The sequence below is a fragment of the Pseudomonas sp. CCI3.1 genome (assembly GCF_034313985.1).
Lineage (GTDB): Bacteria > Pseudomonadota > Gammaproteobacteria > Pseudomonadales > Pseudomonadaceae > Aquipseudomonas > Aquipseudomonas psychrophila.
Genome location: NZ_JAVIWO010000001.1, coordinates 3,564,186 through 3,580,432, shown reverse-complemented (window position 1 = coordinate 3,580,432; position 16,247 = coordinate 3,564,186). Strand labels below are relative to the sequence as shown.

At 58.9% G+C, this 16,247-nt stretch carries 16 protein-coding genes; 10 read left to right on the top strand and 6 right to left on the bottom strand.

Features of this window, described 5'->3' with window-relative positions:
- Positions 1-19 precede the first annotated feature (19 nt).
- The 3 genes from dgcA to RGV06_RS16350 all read right to left on the bottom strand — a co-directional run bounded on the left by dgcA (position 20) and on the right by RGV06_RS16350 (position 3,783).
- Complete coding sequence (dgcA, locus tag RGV06_RS16360) at positions 20-2,080, bottom strand: dimethylglycine demethylation protein DgcA (protein WP_019822959.1); 2,061 nt, start codon at positions 2,078-2,080, stop codon at positions 20-22.
- Between the two features lie 15 nt (positions 2,081-2,095).
- The gene (locus tag RGV06_RS16355; RefSeq protein ID WP_019822957.1) at positions 2,096-2,626 is read right to left on the bottom strand and encodes a 4-vinyl reductase; all 531 of its coding nucleotides are present in this window, start codon (positions 2,624-2,626) and stop codon (positions 2,096-2,098) included.
- Between the two features lie 179 nt (positions 2,627-2,805).
- Positions 2,806-3,783, bottom strand: coding sequence for a dipeptidase (locus tag RGV06_RS16350; protein WP_019822956.1), 978 nt, complete (start codon positions 3,781-3,783; stop codon positions 2,806-2,808).
- 228 nt (positions 3,784-4,011) lie between these two features.
- Here RGV06_RS16350 and RGV06_RS16345 point away from each other — a divergent pair, with 228 nt between their 5' ends.
- Together RGV06_RS16345 and RGV06_RS16340 are read left to right on the top strand one after the other, a co-directional pair.
- Positions 4,012-4,413 (top strand): lysozyme inhibitor LprI family protein, encoded by a 402-nt coding sequence (locus tag RGV06_RS16345; RefSeq protein ID WP_019822955.1) that lies wholly within the window; start codon positions 4,012-4,014, stop codon positions 4,411-4,413.
- A 129-nt stretch (positions 4,414-4,542) separates the two neighbouring features.
- Positions 4,543-4,950, top strand: coding sequence for a DUF3010 family protein (locus RGV06_RS16340; RefSeq protein ID WP_019822953.1), 408 nt, complete (start codon positions 4,543-4,545; stop codon positions 4,948-4,950).
- Here RGV06_RS16340 and RGV06_RS16335 read toward each other — a convergent pair.
- A complete protein-coding gene (locus RGV06_RS16335; protein WP_019822951.1) occupies positions 4,940-5,887 on the bottom strand; it encodes a GlxA family transcriptional regulator in 948 nt (315 codons plus the stop codon). The two genes, RGV06_RS16340 and RGV06_RS16335, sit on opposite strands and share 11 nt — an antisense overlap.
- Before the next feature lie 164 nt (positions 5,888-6,051).
- Between RGV06_RS16335 and choX the strand changes: the two genes are divergently transcribed.
- The 5 genes from choX (at position 6,052) to RGV06_RS16310 (ending at position 9,908) form a co-directional block, all read left to right on the top strand.
- Entirely contained in the window at positions 6,052-6,978 is a 927-nt protein-coding gene (gene choX, locus RGV06_RS16330) for a choline ABC transporter substrate-binding protein (RefSeq protein WP_048352307.1), read from the top strand.
- A gap of 72 nt (positions 6,979-7,050) precedes the next feature.
- The gene (locus RGV06_RS16325) at positions 7,051-7,938 is read left to right on the top strand and encodes a 3-keto-5-aminohexanoate cleavage protein (RefSeq protein ID WP_322150520.1); all 888 of its coding nucleotides are present in this window, start codon (positions 7,051-7,053) and stop codon (positions 7,936-7,938) included.
- Between the two features lie 153 nt (positions 7,939-8,091).
- Complete coding sequence (locus RGV06_RS16320) at positions 8,092-9,057, top strand: L-carnitine dehydrogenase (protein ID WP_198821594.1); 966 nt, start codon at positions 8,092-8,094, stop codon at positions 9,055-9,057.
- Between the two features lie 11 nt (positions 9,058-9,068).
- Positions 9,069-9,542, top strand: a complete 474-nt coding sequence (locus RGV06_RS16315; RefSeq protein WP_322150518.1) for a thioesterase family protein — start codon at positions 9,069-9,071, stop codon at positions 9,540-9,542.
- A 108-nt stretch (positions 9,543-9,650) separates the two neighbouring features.
- Entirely contained in the window at positions 9,651-9,908 is a 258-nt protein-coding gene (locus RGV06_RS16310) for a hypothetical protein (RefSeq protein WP_019822942.1), read from the top strand.
- Positions 9,909-10,007: 99 nt separating this feature from the next.
- On the opposite strand, the gene RGV06_RS16305 is transcribed toward RGV06_RS16310, so the two are convergent.
- Together RGV06_RS16305 and RGV06_RS16300 are read right to left on the bottom strand one after the other, a co-directional pair.
- On the bottom strand, positions 10,008-11,111 hold the full coding sequence (locus RGV06_RS16305; RefSeq protein WP_019822940.1) for a GlxA family transcriptional regulator: 1,104 nt from the start codon (positions 11,109-11,111) through the stop codon (positions 10,008-10,010).
- 335 nt (positions 11,112-11,446) lie between these two features.
- Positions 11,447-12,823, bottom strand: a complete 1,377-nt coding sequence (locus RGV06_RS16300) for an L-serine ammonia-lyase (RefSeq protein WP_019822938.1) — start codon at positions 12,821-12,823, stop codon at positions 11,447-11,449.
- 358 nt (positions 12,824-13,181) lie between these two features.
- Between RGV06_RS16300 and RGV06_RS16295 the strand changes: the two genes are divergently transcribed.
- The 3 genes from RGV06_RS16295 to choV all read left to right on the top strand — a co-directional run bounded on the left by RGV06_RS16295 (position 13,182) and on the right by choV (position 16,219).
- On the top strand, positions 13,182-14,129 hold the full coding sequence (locus RGV06_RS16295) for a choline ABC transporter substrate-binding protein (protein WP_019822937.1): 948 nt from the start codon (positions 13,182-13,184) through the stop codon (positions 14,127-14,129).
- A 69-nt stretch (positions 14,130-14,198) separates the two neighbouring features.
- Positions 14,199-15,044 carry a choline ABC transporter permease subunit gene (gene choW / locus RGV06_RS16290; RefSeq protein ID WP_019822936.1) on the top strand — a complete coding sequence of 282 codons (846 nt, stop codon included), beginning with the start codon at positions 14,199-14,201 and terminating at the stop codon, positions 15,042-15,044.
- Positions 15,041-16,219, top strand: coding sequence for a choline ABC transporter ATP-binding protein (gene choV / locus RGV06_RS16285; protein WP_019822934.1), 1,179 nt, complete (start codon positions 15,041-15,043; stop codon positions 16,217-16,219). Before choW ends, choV begins: the two co-directional genes overlap by 4 nt.
- Positions 16,220-16,247 lie beyond the last annotated feature (28 nt).

The window sequence follows — 16,247 nt, the reverse complement described above, 5'->3', positions numbered from 1 at the left end:
ACATTGGTTCGGTATCGGATCAGAAATCCTTGCACAACCGCAGCGCGTCATAGATCGCTGCATGCACGTTGCGCTGGGCCACGCAGTCACCGATGCGGAACAGCAAGTAGCCGTCCCCCGCTTCGCTCAGGCATGGCTGCGGCTTGATCGCGAACAAGGCTTCGACGTCGATCTGACCCTTGTTGCGCGAATCCGGTTTGAGCCCGTAGTACAGCTCTTCGTCCGGGCGCACACCGTTTTCGATCACCACCTGATCCACCACGCGCTCTTCCTTGGCCCCGGTGTATTCGTTCTCCAGCACGGCAATCAGCTTGTCACCTTCGCGGTAGACCTTCTCCAGCATCATGTCCCCGGTCATGATCACTTCCTTGGGGTACAGGCTGCGGTAGTAGGTGGGGAATGACGTTCCGCCAATCGCCACACCGGGTTTGGTGTCGTCGGTGACGATCTCGACCTGGGCTCCCTTGTCCGCCATGAAGTCAGCCACCGACATGCCGGTGAACTCGCAAATGGTGTCGTACACCAGTACGTTCTTGCCCGGTTCGACCTTGCCGTCGAGCACATCCCAACTGCTCACCACCAGCCCTTCGGCAGCACCCCAGTGTTCGTTCTGCTCCACAAATGGATGCCCGCCCACGGCCAGCACCACGATGTCAGGGCGCAAGTCGAGAATGGTTGCGGCATCGGCCGCCGTGCCCAGGCGCAGGTCAACCTTCAGGCGCGCCAGTTCCAGCTGAAACCAGCGCGTGATGCCCGCCATCTGGTCACGCTGAGGAGCCTTGGATGCCGTGGTGATCTGCCCGCCGATGGCCTCTTTTTTCTCGAACAGGGTCACGTCATGCCCGCGTTCGGCAGCCACTCGCGCGGCTTCCATACCGGCCGGGCCTGCGCCGACGATCACCACCTTGCGTTTAACCCCGGTGGATTTTTCGATGATGTGGGGCACACCCATGTATTCCCGGGACGTGGCCGCGTTTTGAATGCACAGCACGTCCAGGCCTTGATACTGACGGTCGATGCAGTAGTTGGCGCCCACACATTGCTTGATCTGGTCCACCTGACCCATTTTGATTTTGGCGATCAGGTGCGGGTCGGCAATATGGGCGCGGGTCATGCCCACCATATCGACGTAGCCACCTTCCAGAATTCGGGTCGCCTGATTCGGGTCCTTGATGTTTTGCGCATGCAGCACAGGCGCTTTGACCACTTCCTTGATCCCCGCAGCCAAGTGCAAGAACGGCTCCGGCGGGTAGCTCATGTTGGGGATGACGTTGGCCAGGGTGTTGTGGGTGTCGCAACCCGAGCCGACCACACCGATAAAGTCGAGCATGCCGGTGTCATCGTAGTACTTGGCGATCTGCTTCATGTCCTCGTGGCTCAGGCCATCGGGGTGGAATTCGTCACCGCACAGACGTATGCCCACGCAGAAATCCGGGCCGACTTCGGCACGTACCGCCTTGAGCACTTCGAGGCCAAAGCGCATGCGATTTTCAAAGCTGCCGCCCCATTCATCGGTGCGTTTGTTGACGCGCGGGCTCCAGAACTGATCGATCATGTGCTGGTGCACGGCCGACAGTTCAACTCCGTCCAGCCCGCCCTTTTTGGCTCGGCCAGCGGCGCTGGCGTAGTTGCCGATCACGCGCCAGATCTCTTCAGGCTCGATGGTTTTACAGGTCGCGCGATGTACCGGCTCCCGTACGCCGGAAGGCGACATCAGGGTAGGCCAGTTGAAACCGTCCCAGCGCGAGCGGCGGCCCATGTGGGTTATCTGGATCATGATCTTGGCGCCATGCTTGTGCATGGCGTCGGCCAGGTTCTGGAAGTGCGGGATAATGCGGTCGGTGCTCAGGTTGACCGAACTCCACCATTCTTGCGGGCTGTCGATGGCTACCACCGATGAGCCGCCGCAAATCGCCAGGCCGATACCTCCCTTGGCTTTTTCTTCGTAGTACTGCACATAACGCTCGGTGGTCATGCCGCCATCGGTGGCATAGACCTCGGCGTGAGCGGTGCTGAGCACACGGTTGCGGATGGTCAGTTTGCCGATTTGAATCGGCTCAAACATTGCTTCGAACGCCATATCCCGATCCTCGACTTACAACGGCTTGACGATAAACAGGCCGTGGTCGTGGCCTTCTTCCGATCCGCTATAGACCTGTTCGGCCACGGTGCGGATATCACTGCCGCGCGCTTGCAGAATCTGGTCCATGGCACCGGCAAACCAGCCAGTGAACATGTAGTCGACCTTGCGCCCGACCTTGCCGTACACGTAGACGAAACAGGAGTGTTCAAGCTTGATGGTAGCGGTGCCTTTATCGAGGTCGATGTCCTGGATGGTGAACAGGCCCCAGCCGCGTTGCGACAGGCGTTTCATGTAGTGCTCGAATACGGCGACACCTTCGATGCCGTGGCATTCGGCTTCTTTTTCGCACCAGTGCCAGGCGGATTTATAGCCCGCTTTGTAGAGAATTTCGGCGTAGGCTTCGGCCCCCAGGACTTCTTCGATACCCATGTGGTTGTTGACGAAAAAGTGCCGTGGCACGTAGAGCATCGGCAGGGCGTCGGAGGTCCAGACGCCGGTTTCGCTGTCGACTTCGATGGGCAGTTGCGGGGCGATTTTAGCCATGGATACAGCTCCAAAAAATGATTGAGTCCCGTAGCAGCTGCCGAAGGCTGCGTCCGAGCGCGAAGCGGTCGTAAAACCAGACGCCGCGCTCTTACAGGCAAAATGTGCAGTACGGGTTTACGACTGCTTCGCAGCCGGACGCAGCCTTCGGCAGCTGCTACGCAAAACTGGCGGAGCGCTTATTCGCCCCAAACATCCTTAAGGACGTTGACCCAGTTCTCGCCCATGATCTTGCGCACCACACGCTCGCTGTGACCGCGTTTGAGCAAGGTTTCGGTAAGGTTGGGGAACTCGCCCACGGTGCGGATGCCCAGCGGGTTGATGATCTTGCCGAAGCTGGTCAGACGGCGTGCATAGCCCTTGTCGTGGGTCAGCATTTCGAAGAAGTCCTGACCATGGCCCTGGGTAAAATCGGTGCCAATGCCGATCGAGTCTTCACCGACGATATTCATCGTGTACTCGATCGCTTCGGCATAGTCGTCGATGGTCGAATCGATACCCTTGGCCAGAAACGGCGCGAACATGGTCACGCCGACAAAACCGCCATGGTCGGCAATGAACTTGAGTTCAGCATCGGATTTGTTGCGCGGATGTTCTTTGAGGCCGGACGGCAGGCAATGGGAGTAGCAGACCGGTTTTTTCGATTCCAGAATCACCTCTTCCGAGGTTTTCGAGCCTACGTGGGACAGGTCGCACATGACCCCGACGCGGTTCATTTCAGCCACCACTTCGCGACCAAAACCCGAAAGCCCGCCATCGCGCTCGTAGCAGCCGGTGCCCACCAGGTTCTGGGTGTTGTAGCACATCTGTACCACGCCAACCCCGAGCTGCTTGAAGATCTCGATGTAGCCCAACTGGTCTTCAAACGCATGGGCATTCTGGAAGCCGAAGATGATTCCGGTTTTGCCCTGTTCCTTGGCGCGGCGTATGTCGGCGGTGGTTTTGACCGGGATGACCAGATCGCTGTTGTCGCGAATCAGGGTCTGGCTGGCGACGATGTTGTTGATCGTGGCCTGAAAGCCCTCCCATACCGAAACGGTGCAGTTGGCGGCAGTGAGACCACCTTTGCGCATATCTTCGAACAGTTCGCGGTTCCATTTGGCAATGATCAGCCCGTCGATAACGATGCTGTCGGCGTGCAACTCGGCTGGGCTCATCAGGCGTCCCCTTATTGGCGTTTGTTGCGCCGAATCGTCTGCCGGCGCTTTGGGGCCAGCATAGGCCGGGGGTCAAAACCAGCCGGGTGCAAAAGCGACAGCGCAATTGCCGAAAGCGTCAATCCACGACAAAGCGCGCAACGCCAATGTCATGGCCTATGCTGCGTGACTGTTCTTTAGCTGACGCTTAAGCCAGAATCCGCCCCAACTATGGATTAGGAAGCCGCAATGAAATCGATCCTCCTGGCCTTGGCGTTGATCACCAGCGGCGCCTATGCGGCCGATGATGCCGACTACAACCCGTGCGACGCGGTAGAAAACGACCAGCAAACGCTGGCGTGCTCGGCCTACAGCAAGAATGCCGCCGAGCAATTGCTGGCCGAAAACTATGAAGCCCTGCAGCAACGGATGACGACGCTGTACGGCAGCAATGCGACTCAGCTCAATAACATCCTCAGTAAGATCAAGACTGCCCAGGCGCTGTGGCTGCACCAACGAGACGCCGATTGCGCGATCGCCGTGTTCCCGGCCACGGCCGGCACCGAAACGTTCAACATCGCCCAAAACGACTGCATGGCCCGCATCAGCGACGACCGTTCGGAATTTCTGGAATCGATCGGGCAGGATTGACCCCTTCCGGGTGTGGGAGCGGGCTTGCTCGCGATAGCATCACCGCGGTCCAACCTGAAGATCGGGTCGCTTGCATCGCGAGCAAGCCCGCTCCCACAAGAACAGTTTCAACTTATCGATCAGGTTTTTATGACTATTTGCGGTATCGAAATTAAAGGCAGCGAAGCTATTTTTGCCCTCGCGAACCAGGACCTTGAGCATGTGGCCAATGCCACCAAGAAAATCGCCCTGGACGACGATGAAGACGCCTCCAGCGTCAAAGCCTTCGCGGCGCAGATTGCAGCCTTTGTTAAGGTCAACACCATCACCCGGATCGTGATCAAAAAACGCAGCAAAAAGGGTGAGTTCGCCGGTGGCCCGATCACGTTCAAGATTGAAGGTCTTATCCAGTTGCTGGACGATTGCGAGGTGCAACTGCTATCCCCGCAAACCCTCAACGCCCAATACAAAAAGCACGCCTTCGATCTGCCCGCCTCGCTGAACAAGTATCAGCATGAAGCGTTCAAGGCAGCGTGTGCGGCGTTGCTCAAGAAGTAATACCGGCAATCCGGTCCTGCCTCGGCGCACAGGCAAACCGCACCCGATAGCTGCGAGTGAAATACGACGGTGATTCAAAACCGCACGCAATGCTGATGTCGAGCACGCTCATGTCGGTCTGGCGCAGCAGTTGCCGGGCTTTTTCCAGGCGCAGGCCCAGGTAGAAGTTGCGCGGGGTGTCGTTCAGGTGCAAACGGAACAGGCGCTCCAGTTGGCGCCGGGTCACGTTGATGCCAAGCGCCAGTTGCGAGGTGCTCAGGGGCGGTTCGCTGTGTTGTTCCATCTCGCCAATGACCTGCACCAGTTTTTTATTGTGGATGCCATAACGCGTGGCGACCTGCATGCGCTGATGGTCTTTGCGGGGCCGGATGCGCCCGAGCACGAACTGTTCCGATACCTGGATCGCCAATTCCGCGCCGTGCGCCTGGCCGATCAGGTCCAGCATCATGTCAATTGAAGCCGTGCCCCCCGCACAGGTGATCCGCCGGCGATCGATTTCAAACAGCTCCTGAGTGACCTGCAACTGAGGCCATGATTCCTTGAAGGCGTCCAGCGCTTCCCAGTGCAAGGTCAAACGGTAGCCATCAAGCAAGCCCGCCTCGGCCAACACAAAACTGCCGGTGTCGATCCCGCCCACATTGACCCCGTCGGCATCCAGTCGGCGCAGCCATTGAATGAGGGCCGGACTGACATGGGCCAGCGGATCAAACCCGGCCACCACCAACAAGGTCGCGCCCGCTTTAATTCCCTCCAGCCCCCCTTCGGCATTCACCGACATGCCGTTGCTCGCCGGTACTGCGCCGCCGTCCGGGCTTAATACATGCCAGCGATACAGCTCGCCCCGAAAACGGTTGGCCACCCGCAGCGGCTCGATGGCCGAAATAAAGCCCATGGAGGAAAAGCCGGGCAGCAGAAGGAAGTAAAAATCCTGGGCCATAGGGACGCTCGCAAATCGGTTCAGCGGATTGAAACACAGTCAGGTCGCTGCAGTGCAAAACCACGTCGCCCCAGTGCGGTTGCGCAGCACGCCGCCTGCGTACCTTGGCATCACGGCGCACAAAGACGCCGATCCCCCAATAACAACCTGCCGAGGCCCCACCCATGAAACGACTGATCAGCTGTTGCCTGTTGGTACTGAGCCCCTACGTACTGGCTACCGAAGATGCATCGTGCAAAAACGTACGCATGGGCGTGGTCAATTGGACCGACGTGATCGCCACCAGCGCCATGGCGCAAACCCTGCTCGACGGTCTCGGCTATAAAACCAAGCAAACCAGCGCCTCACAACAAATCATCTTCGCCGGCATGCGTGATAACCGGCTGGACATGTTTCTGGGTTACTGGAACCCCATCATGAACCAGAGCATTGCTCCGTTTGTGGATGCCAAACAGGTCAAGGTACTGGCCGAGCCGAGCCTTAAAGATGCCAAGGCCATGCTCGCCGTGCCGACCTACATGGCCGACAAGGGGCTCAAACGCTTTGCCGACATTGCCAAATTCGAGAAAGAACTGGGTGGCAAGATTTACGGAATCGAACCGGGCTCCGGCGCCAATACCCAAATCAAGGCCATGATCGAGAAAAACCAGTTCGGTCTGGGCAAGTTCCAGCTAGTGGAGTCCAGTGAAGCCGGGATGCTCTCGGCGGTAACCCGCGCGGTGAATCGCAACGAGCCGATTGTATTTTTCGGCTGGACCCCGCACCCGATGAACATCAATCAAAAAATGACCTACCTGACCGGCAGCGAAGATGCTCTGGGCCCTGACGAGGGCCTGGCCACGGTATGGACCGTCACCACCCCGGACTACGCCAGCCGTTGCCCCAACGTCAGCCGTTTACTCAACAATCTGACCTTCAGCGCCGAAGACGAGAGCCGCATGATGCAGCCGCTGCTGGACCATAAGGATGCTCAAGTCTCGGCCCGCCAATGGCTCAAGGACCATCCTCAAGACCTGCAGCGCTGGCTTGAGGGCGTCACCACCGTGGATGGCAAACCCGCGGCCGAACACCTGAAACTCAGCGCTAAATAATTCAACACCGAGCCCGCCCGCGCAGCCCGCAATGGCTGCGTTGTGGTGCTCTACGCCTTAAGGAAATGCCCCATGAACCACGACGTCATCATCACCTGCGCACTCACCGGTGCCGGCGACACTAGCGGGCGCAGCCCTTTAGTGCCAGTTACGCCCAAACAAATTGCCGAGGCGGCTGTAGAAGCGGCCAAGGCCGGCGCCACGGTGGTGCATTGCCATGTGCGCGATCCAAAAACCGGGCAGTTCAGCCGCGACGTGGCGCTTTACCGCGAACTGATGGAGCGCATCCGCGAGGCGGACATCGACATCATCGTCAACCTCACCGCCGGGATGGGCGGTGACTTGCATATTGGCCCCGGCGAGAACCCCATGGAGTTTGGCCCCAACACTGATCTGGTCGGGCCACTGACCCGCCTGGCTCACGTTGAGGAGCTGCTGCCGGAGATCTGCACCCTGGACTGCGGGACCCTGAACTTTGGCGACGGCGACACGATTTATGTGTCCACCCCGGCACAGCTGCGGGCGGGCGCCAAGCGTATCCAGGAACTGGGGGTGAAAGCCGAACTGGAAATTTTCGACACCGGCCATCTGTGGTTCGCCAAGCAGATGATCAAGGAAGGTTTGCTCGATGACCCGCTGTTCCAGCTGTGCCTGGGTATCCCGTGGGGCGCGCCGGCGGACACCACCAGCATGAAAGCCATGGTCGACAACCTGCCCGCCAATGCGGTGTGGGCCGGTTTCGGGATTGGCCGCATGCAAATGCCGATGGCCGCGCAAGCGGTGCTGCTGGGCGGCAACGTGCGGGTTGGGCTCGAAGACAACTTGTGGCTGGACCGCGGGGTGCTGGCCACCAACGGCCAACTGGTGGAACGCGCCGCCGAGATCCTCAGCCGCCTTGGCGCCCGCGTGCTGAGCCCGGCAGAAGGCCGGGTGAAGATGGGCCTTAAAGAGCGCCGCTGAGCAGCTACGAAGCACCATTGCTTGTGGGAGCGAGCCTGCTCGCGAAGGTCGTCAACGATACCGCCTGTTAACTGAGTTATCGCGGCGCCCTTGGGGCCTTCGCGAGCAAGCTCGCTCCCACGGCATCACCTTGTTTTTATCCAGGAACAGACCATGACCTTTATCACCGACATCAAAACCTTCGCTGCCTTGGGCAGCGGTGTCATCGGCAGCGGCTGGGTTGCACGCGCCCTCGGCCACGGGCTGGACGTGGTGGCCTGGGACCCGGCCCCCGGCGCCGAAGCAGCCCTGCGCAAACGCGTCGCCAAAGCCTGGCCAGCCCTGGTAAAAAGCGGCCTCGCTGAAGGTGCATCCCAGGACCGACTGCGGTTTGTCAGTACCATTGAAGAGTGCGTGCGCGACGCCGATTTCATTCAGGAAAGCGCCCCCGAGCGACTCGATCTGAAACTCGAACTGCACCGCAAAATCAGCGCCGCCGCCAAACCCGATGCCTTGATCGGCTCCAGCACGTCGGGCCTGCTGCCCAGCGAGTTCTACGAAACCTCCACCCACCCGCAGCGGTGTGTTGTCGGCCATCCGTTCAACCCGGTTTACCTGCTGCCCCTGGTCGAAGTGGTGGGCGGGCAAAAAACAGCTCCCGAGGCCATTCAGGCGGCGATCAAGGTCTATCAATCCCTGGGCATGCGCCCCCTGCATGTGCGCAAGGAAGTCCCCGGCTTTATTGCCGACCGTCTACTCGAAGCCTTGTGGCGCGAGGCGTTGCATCTGGTCAATGACGGGGTGGCCACCACCGGTGAAATTGACGACGCCATACGCTTTGGCGCGGGTTTGCGCTGGTCGTTCATGGGCACCTTCTTGACCTATACCCTGGCCGGTGGCGATGCCGGAATGCGGCATTTCATGAACCAGTTCGGCCCGGCCCTGCAACTGCCCTGGACGTATTTGCCCGCACCGGCACTGAGCGACAAACTGATCGACGATGTGGTCGAAGGCACGACTGAGCAACTGGGCAGCCACAGCATTGGCGCGCTGGAAAGCTATCGTGATGACTGCCTGCTGGCCGTGATGGAAGCGGTTAACGCGACCAAACTCAAACATGGCATCGCCATCAACGATTGACCGAGGTTCCCATGCCCACCCTCACCACCTACAGCACCCCCATTCTTGAAGAATGGGTCGATTACAACGGCCACTTGCGCGACGCGTTTTACCTGCTGATTTTCAGCTACGCCACCGATGCGCTGATGGACCGCCTGGGGCTCGACAGCCAGAACCGAGAAACCAGCGGTCATTCACTGTTCACCCTGGAGGTGCATCTTAATTACCTGCACGAGGTGAAGCTTGGCGCCCATGTTGAAGTACGCACCCAACTGATCGGCTACGACAAGAAACGCCTGCATGTCTATCACAGCCTGCACCGGGTCGGTGATGAGCGAGCCTTGGCGGGCAATGAGCAGATGCTGCTGCACGTCGACCTGGCGGGCCCGCGCTCAGCGCCGTTTGGCGAACACTCGCTGGCCTTGCTGCAGGCCATCGAGGACCAGCAGCGTGATCTCCCGAGACCAGAGCATGTGGGGCGGGTAATTGCCTTGCCCGTGCCTTAAAACGACCTGTTCTTAGGCATATCAGACATATCGCCAAACCACCCTTGCCCACTGGCCAAAGCCCTACCAGAATCAAACTTCAATCGCGCCTCATAAAGGACAAAAATCATGATGCACGCGGATTTGATTGATGAGCAGGACCTGCTGGGCCAACTGCGTGCCTTGGGGTTCGAGGTGTCGGGCAATGCCGAACAGGCGTGCACGGCAGCGGTATGCGGGCTGAACGAAACCAACGCCCGCGCCTTGAAGGGCATGGTCGAAAAACTCTACACCGGCAGCGCCACGATTTTGCCGGCGGTACGCCAGGCCATTGATCAGCAGCTGCTGCCGGGGCTGATGGCGTTCAAGCAAAAGCAATTGCACTGAGTCGTATGGAAGCGGGCTTGCTCGCGATGCAGAAAATGCGGTCTGTCTGTTGAACCGCAGTGCCTGTATCGCGAGCAAGCCCGCTCCCACAACAGCTTGCTACAACCTCACACTGGCAAACGTCGATTCGTTGCGCGCCTGATTCAAGGCGGACATCGGCCCGGCCAGCGGGGTCAGCAACAGTGACTGCGGGATCTGCACAAGGGTGGTCTGCTGCGCTGTGTTGGAACCCACGCGCTCGTCCCGTGGCGGAATGCCGAAGTATTCGCGGTAGCACTTGGAGAAGTGCGGCGTGGACACAAAGCCGCAGACAGCCGCCACTTCAATAATCGACATCGGTGTTTGCTTGAGCAGTTGCCGCGCTCGCACCAGCCGCAATTTAAGGTAGTAGCGCGACGGTGAGCAGTGCAGGTACTTCTGGAACAAGCGCTCCAGCTGGCGCCGCGAGACGGTGACGTACACCGCCAGCTCATCCAGATCGATAGGCTCTTCGAGGTTGGCTTCCATCAGCGCGACAATTTCCTGCAACTTGGGCTGATTGGTGCCGAGCATGTGCTTGAGCGGCACGCGCTGGTGATCCTGTTCGTTGCGAATACGCTCGTATACAAACATTTCCGAGATGGCTGCCGACAGTTCGCGACCATGGTCACGGCTGATCAGGTGCAGCATCATGTCCAGCGGTGCCGTGCCGCCCGAGCTGGTGAAGCGGCTGCGATCGAGGGTAAACAAGCGTGTGCTCATGGCAACCCGCGGAAAGGCTTCCTGCATGGAGGCCAGACACTCCCAATGCACGCTGCAATCAAAACCATCGAGCAAACCCGCGTACGCCAATGCCCAGCTGCCGGTACAAACGGCCCCCAGACGACGCGACTGGCGCGCCTGGCTTTGTAGCCATGACACATGCTCGCGAGTCACGGTGCGTTGAATGCCGATACCGCCACACACGATCACCATGTCCAGCGCCGGTGCCTTGTGCATGCTTGCGTCGGGAGTCACTTGCAGACCATCACTGGCCCAAACCTGACTGCCATCGGCGCTGAGGGTGCTCCAGCGATACAACTCACGCCCCGACAACTGGTTGGCCATGCGCAAGGGTTCTATCGCGGAAGCCAGGGAAATGAGCGTGAAATTGTCCAGCAGCAGAAAGCCGATGGATTGAGGCGTACGGTTCTGGGGTTGGACCCCGGAGTTGAACGACGTCATCGCGGTATCTCCTCACACAAAGCGGGTGATGGCCCCAGGCGCAGGCTCTTGTTTTTACCCTCGTTAAACGGGGCTTTTAAATGACAACGCAAATGCCATGCCTAAACTTGAATGGCTATTCAATAAAGCCTGAAAACGACGTCGCAAAGTGTCTAGGCAGCTCGTGCCAAAACACCGCGCGAACAGGTCTGCAAGGACGTGATCCTGCGCTGTTGAGCACATTGGTATCACTTGTGGGAAGAGGGCAGAAACAGGGCCGCAATCAAATGTCACGAAAAGTACGAGTGCGCCAAAAGAGGTCGGCGTGCGCTGAAAAAGCGCTCATCTGCTACGGATCAGCATTCCACCGCACTGACAGCCAGGCCACCCCGTGAGGTTTCCTTGTATTTGTCATGCATGTCGGCCCCGGTGTCGCGCATGGTCCGGATCACGCGGTCCAGGGAGATAAAGTGCTGGCCGTCCCCCCTCAAGGCCATTTGCGCCGCGTTGATCGCCTTGACCGCCGCAATGGCGTTGCGCTCGATGCACGGCACTTGTACCAGCCCGCCCACCGGGTCGCAGGTCAAACCCAGGTTGTGCTCCAAGCCAATTTCAGCCGCGTTGCACAGTTGTTCGGGGCTCGCCCCGAGGATTTGCGCCAGCCCCGCCGCCGCCATCGCGCAGGCCGATCCGACTTCGCCCTGACACCCCACCTCCGCCCCGGAAATCGACGCGTTCTTTTTGCACAGAATGCCGATTGCGGCCGCGCTCAGCAGGTAGTCGACGACATGGGCTTCGCTGACTTCATCGCTGAACTTCATAAAGTAGTGCAGCACCGCGGGGATGATCCCTGCCGCACCGTTGGTCGGTGCGGTCACCATGCGCCCGCCCGCCGCATTTTCTTCGTTGACCGCCAGTGCAAACAGGTTGACCCACTCCATGGCGCTAAGGGTTGAACCGATCACATTGGGCTTGCCCAGTTCCTGCAAACTCCGGTGCAGACGGGCGGCGCGGCGACGCACATTCAGGCCGCCGGGCAAGATGCCTTCATGTTTCAAGCCTTGTTCAACGCAGTCCTGCATGGCGCGCCACAGTGTGATCAGGCCACAGCGAATTTCATCTTCACTTCGCCACGTGCGCTCGTTGGCCATCATCAAGGCCGCCACACTCAGATGGTGTGTGCGGCACAAATCGAGCAACTCAACGGCGGAGTTGAAATCGTAAGGCAGTTCGGTGCGGTCCATGTCCAGAACACCGCTTGCCGCTTGCGCAGCGTCCACCACAAAACCGCCGCCTACCGAGTAATAGGTATCGCGGTGCAGCTCACCGGTTTCGGTTTCAGCGACCAGGGTCATGGCGTTGGGATGGAACGGCAGGTTTTCGTCGATCAGGCGCATGTCTTGCGACCAGACAAACGGGATCGGCACGTACCCGTCCAGCAGCAGCGTCTGGCGTTGATGAAGTTCGGTGATGCGCGGGCCTATCTGCGCCGGATCGATTGCATCGGGCCACTCACCCATCAGGCCCATGATCACTGCGTTGTCACTGCCGTGACCAATGCCGGTAGCCGACAGCGAACCATAGAGCTGCACTTCAATGCGGCGTACCTGTTGCAACTGACCCCGTTCGCGCAACCCCTTCACAAACAGCGCCGCAGCCCGCATAGGGCCTACAGTGTGGGAGCTTGATGGACCGATACCGATCTTGAACAGGTCAAACACGCTGATAGCCATGAGCACGAACCTTAAGGGTGTGTGCTTGCATCATGGGGGGTTTGCGATCTGCAAAAACGTCCAGCTACGACTCACCTTTGCCTGCCAGCGCCCCCGACGTTTTTATACGGTGCAGAGGCATGAAAGAAGCAGTTTTTACTCATGAAACGTCTATATACGACCTCTCAAGTATCAGATACGACCCTGCCTGTACTGGATGCGACTCCCCCTGTAGGCGTTTGATTTTCGCTGTTACATGATCAGTCCTGACTCGATTGCAAGATGCGTCGGCAACACCGCTGCCGGGCATCACCCAACCGCAACTGATACGTGCGGCTTTCGATCGAAAACCGCATCCCAGACACACAGGAGTTGTTCCATGAAACATTCCTCATCGTTGTTGTTGGCTGCATTGCTGAGTCTGCATGTCTGCGCCCAGGCGGCAGAACCGGATCAGTGCAGTACGGTCAACTTCTCGGATGTCGGCTGGACCGACATCACTGTCACCACCGCCGTCACCAGCGAAGTCCTCAAGGCCCTCGGTTACAAAACCAAAACCACCATGATTTCAGTGCCAGTCACGTACAAGTCGCTGGCCGATGGCAAGAACATGGACGTGTTTTTGGGCAACTGGATGCCGACCATGGAGAACGACATCAAGGCCTACCGCGAAGCGGGCACCGTCGAAACCGTGCGGGCCAACCTGGAGAACGCCAAATACACCCTCGCCGTCCCTCAGGCGCTCTATGACAAGGGTCTGAAGGACTTCTCCGACCTGCCAAAATTCAAGAAGGAGCTGGACGGCAAGATCTATGGCATCGAGCCGGGCAACGATGGCAATCGCATGATCCAGACCATGATCGACAAGAATGCGTTCGGCTTGAAAGACGCGGGCTTCAAGGTCGTGGAATCCAGCGAGGCCGGGATGTTGTCGCAGGTAGATCGCGCTCAGCGCCGTGGCACTGATGTGGTGTTTCTGGGATGGGAACCGCATCCAATGAACACACGTTTCAAGATGAAGTACCTCACCGGCGGCGATGATTTCTTCGGCCCCAACTACGGTCAGGCGACCATCTATACCAACACACGCAAGGGCTACAGCGAGGAATGCACCAACGTCGGTCAGTTGCTGAAGAATCTTGTGTTCACCCTCGACATGGAAAGCACCCTGATGGGCAAGGTCCTGGACGACAAGATCAAACCGGACGTGGCCGCCCGGGCCTGGCTCAAACAGAACCCGCAAGTGCTCGAAACCTGGCTCGCAGGTGTCACCACGATAGATGGCAAACCGGGTCTTGCAGCCGTTCAAGCCAGCCTCGCGAAGTAATCGCGGGCGCCAGACGGCCCACCCCGTCTGGCTCCGTTTCAATTCCCCTGCATGCGGACGTTCACTACCATGCTGATTGATCAAAAAATTCCTCTGGGCGAGTACATCGCAAGCTTCGTCGACTGGCTGACCCAAAACGGCGCCAGCACCTTCGATGCCATTGCGCTGACACTTGAAACGATGATCCACGGCGTGACGTTTGCGCTGACCTGGTTCAACCCTTTTGTGTTCATTGGCCTGATCGCCCTGTTTGCTCATTTTATTCAGCGCAAATGGGGGCTCACCGTTTTTGTAGCGATGTCGTTTCTGCTGATCCTGAACCTGGGGTACTGGCAAGAAACAATGGAAACCCTGGCCCAGGTGCTGTTTGCCACCTTTGTGTGCGTAATCATCGGTGTGCCGCTAGGGATTCTCGCCGCGCACAAGCCGATGGTTTATACCTTCATGCGCCCGGTACTGGACTTGATGCAGACCGTGCCTACCTTCGTTTACCTGATCCCGACCCTGACCCTGTTTGGCCTGGGCGTGGTGCCGGGGCTGATCTCCACCGTGGTGTTTGCGATTGCGGCGCCCATCCGCCTCACGTATCTGGGCATACGTGACGTGCCCCATGAACTGCTCGATGCCGGCAAGGCGTTTGGTTGCTCGCGTCGCCAGTTGCTCACGCGCATTGAGCTGCCCCACGCCATGCCGAGCATCGCCGCCGGGATTACCCAATGCATCATGCTGTCACTGTCGATGGTGGTCATCGCCGCCCTGGTAGGTGCCGACGGTCTGGGCAAGCCGGTGGTCAACGCACTCAATACCGCTGACATTGCCCTGGGCTTTGAAGCAGGGCTGGCCATTGTGCTGTTGGCAATCATGCTCGACCGGATCTGCAAACAGCCGGAAGCCAAGACAGGAGCCGACGCATGAGTATTATTCGTTTCGATAACGTTGACGTTATCTTCGCCAAAGACCCGCGTGAGGCGCTCAGCCTGCTGGATCAAGGCCTGACGCGGGATCAGATCCTGAAAAAAACCGGGCAGATTGTCGGCGTCGAAAAAGCCAGCCTGGACATCGACAAAGGCGAAATCTGCGTGCTGATGGGCTTGTCCGGCTCGGGCAAGTCCAGCCTGTTGCGCTGTATCAACGGCCTCAATACGGTCAGCCGTGGTCAGTTGTATGTGGAGCACGAAGGCAAACAGATCGACATCGCTTCATGCACCCCCGCCGAACTGAAAATGATGCGCACCAAACGCATCGCCATGGTGTTTCAAAAGTTCGCCCTGATGCCCTGGCTGACGGTGCGCGAAAACATCAGCTTCGGCCTGGAGATGCAGGGCCGGCCCGAGAAAGAACGACGTACCCTGGTGGATGAAAAGCTGGAGCTGGTGGGTCTGACCCAATGGCGCAACAAAAAACCCGATGAGTTGAGCGGCGGCATGCAGCAACGGGTGGGTCTGGCGCGAGCGTTGGCGATGGATGCCGATATTCTGCTGATGGACGAACCCTTTTCCGCCCTCGACCCTTTGATCCGCCAGGGCTTGCAAGATGAACTGCTGGAGCTGCAGCACAAGCTGAACAAGACCATTGTGTTTGTTAGCCATGACCTCGATGAAGCGCTCAAGCTGGGTAGCCGCATTGCGATCATGAAAGACGGCAAGATCGTGCAGTACAGCAAACCTGAAGAGATCGTACTCAACCCTGCCGACGACTATGTGCGTACTTTCGTCGCGCACACCAACCCTCTGAACGTGCTCTGCGGACGCAGCCTGATGCGCACGCTGGACAACTGCAAACGCGTCAACGGCTCGGTGTGCATCGATCCGGGGGATGATTCGTGGATTGATCTGGCGGAGGGCAACACCATCAAAGGTGTGCGCCAGGGAGCCGGAGCCGTGGAACTGCAACGCTGGAGCAGAGGGCAGGCGGTGGAAGGTTTGGGCCGTGGGCCGACGCTGGTTGATTCGGGAATTGGCATGCGCGACGCGCTGCAAATCCGCTACCAGACGGGCAACAAACTGGTGCTGCACGATAACCAGAAGGTCGTGGGAATACTGGGCGATACCGAGCTGTATCACGCGCTGTTGGGCAAGAATCTGGGGTGACGTGCAAACACAAACACTGTGGGAGCGA